Genomic DNA, 1,390 nt, shown 5'->3' on the forward strand with positions numbered 1-1,390 from the left:
GCTGTTCAGCGCTCCTGCGAGCTTCGCCAGAGCCCCCCTCCTCCAAACGAGCTAAGCCCTGTTCAATCCTAGACTTTTCCAGACAGGCGCGACCCTGAGGGGGCGAAAAAGGGGGCGGATAGGCTTCCGGAACTGGGAACTGCGGTTCCCAGTTCTTATTTCAGTTCCCAGTTCGGCAATAAGCACGATAAAACAGATGGTTGCTGTTTTTGCCCCTCCGTTTCAGTAGGCGTGGAAGTGGGAACTGTTTGCCGCGATTTCACAACCGTTGGACGGTGTGCCCCCACCAGACGACGCGGCCAATAATGGTCATCTGCTCGACCTCAGACGGGGTGCTGCGCATCTCGGTCGGAAAAGTGACGTTCTCGGAGCGTAGAAGGAGCCGGTCCTTAAGGCGCTCCAGACGCTTCACGCGGACGTCACCCGCGATATCGACCAGGGCATAGATCTCGCCGTCGCGCAGGTCATTCTTGCTCCTGTCGACCAGGACCAGATCGCCAGGATGAAGCGTGGGCAGCATGCTCTCGCCAGTCACGCTGACGGCGACACATTTCTCGGCATCGAGACCCTGCTCGAACATCCACTTGGCGCGGAACGCGAGGGGCGCCAGTTCGGCGGCATTCTCGCCATTGTGCCCAGGACCGGCCGAGAGCTGTACGTCGAAGCGGCGGACCCGCACGAACTCGCCCTCGAAGGCGATCGCCTCGTGGTTCGACAAAAAGGGGCGCGGAGGACCGAAATATAACTCGAGGCCGAGAACATCCGCCAATCGATCAAGGTTCTCGATCGAGGGCATTCCATGGCGTTTGCGTTTCAGATTCGAGATCAAGGTCGAGTTTCCTACAGCAGCCGTAGAGGCGCCGGAAATCGTCCAGCCCAGCTCCTGTATCCGGTCTTCAATCGTCGCGATCAGCTGGTTCTTATCCATGTTGGCACAAATGCCAACAATTTCCCTCAAGCACAATAATACCCTTGACCTTGGCATATATACCAATACAAATAGTTGGCATGAACGCCAATACGGATATCCGAAACATACTGTTTCTCGCCGATCTTTACGGTCGCCATCGCTATCATGCTTTGAGCACCGTGAGCCTCAGAGCGACGAAGCAAGGTGCCTATCTGGGCAAGTTGAAGGCCGGCGAGATCGGCCTGACGCTCGGGCGGCGAGACCGGATTGTCGAATGGTTCAGCAGCAATTGGCCCGAGGATCTGGAATGGCCGCGGGATGTTCCGCGCCCGTCCGCCTCCGGGTCGGAGGACGCGGCATGAGGCCGGCGCGTCATACCATTTCCCTCCGGGGGGCCGGTTCGGTCTCAGGCGAGCTCGGCGTGCTTGCGATACCTGTAGCCCTCGAAGGCGAGGGTGTGGCCGAGCAGGCGATGATGCC

Annotated in this window: 2 protein-coding genes; one reads left to right on the forward strand and one right to left on the reverse strand. The window is 59.0% G+C overall.

The window, feature by feature from the left end:
* Window positions 1-259: 259 nt before the first annotated feature.
* Window positions 260-928 (reverse strand): S24 family peptidase, encoded by a 669-nt coding sequence (locus PMES_RS16215; protein ID WP_159966756.1) that lies wholly within the window; start codon window positions 926-928, stop codon window positions 260-262.
* Between the two features lie 80 nt (window positions 929-1,008).
* Here PMES_RS16215 and PMES_RS16220 point away from each other — a divergent pair, with 80 nt between their 5' ends.
* A complete protein-coding gene (locus PMES_RS16220) occupies window positions 1,009-1,272 on the forward strand; it encodes a hypothetical protein (RefSeq protein WP_159966757.1) in 264 nt (87 codons plus the stop codon).
* Window positions 1,273-1,390: the final 118 nt, after the last annotated feature.

It is taken from the genome of Profundibacterium mesophilum KAUST100406-0324 (assembly GCF_009835145.1).
Lineage (GTDB): Bacteria > Pseudomonadota > Alphaproteobacteria > Rhodobacterales > Rhodobacteraceae > Profundibacterium > Profundibacterium mesophilum.

Bases quoted from the DNA above. Each gene is read 5' to 3' on its own strand.
- PMES_RS16220 (WP_159966757.1), top strand. From the start codon at position 1,009: ATGAACGCCAATACGGATATCCGAAACATACTGTTTCTCGCCGATCTT.
- PMES_RS16215 (WP_159966756.1), bottom strand. From the start codon at position 928: ATGGATAAGAACCAGCTGATCGCGACGATTGAAGACCGGATACAGGAG.